The organism is Legionella anisa (assembly GCF_001467525.1).
Taxonomy (GTDB): domain Bacteria; phylum Pseudomonadota; class Gammaproteobacteria; order Legionellales; family Legionellaceae; genus Legionella; species Legionella anisa.
In genome coordinates this window covers 1-202 of sequence record NZ_LNXS01000038.1, presented here as the reverse complement: position 1 = coordinate 202, position 202 = coordinate 1, and the positions used below count along the sequence as shown (strand labels likewise).

Genomic DNA, 202 nt, shown 5'->3' with positions numbered 1-202 from the left:
AATATTAACAGAAAAATTGGCTTCTTTTGAATAAAGATCTTTTCTTACACTGATAAACGTGTTCATATCCAATGGTAGATTGATGTTTTTATGGGCATTTTGGACCAAATTATAATAGTCTAAATTGGCCCAATATAAATAAGGTCTGTCTTTATTTTCTTGGAAAACTGGAGTTAATTGTTCTGATAGTTCCCAGATTTTA

1 pseudogene is annotated in these 202 nt (G+C 29.2%); it reads right to left on the bottom strand.

The annotated features are described in order from the left end of the window. Positions 1-202: pseudogene (locus Lani_RS20805) on the bottom strand (alpha/beta fold hydrolase); the annotation flags it as partial.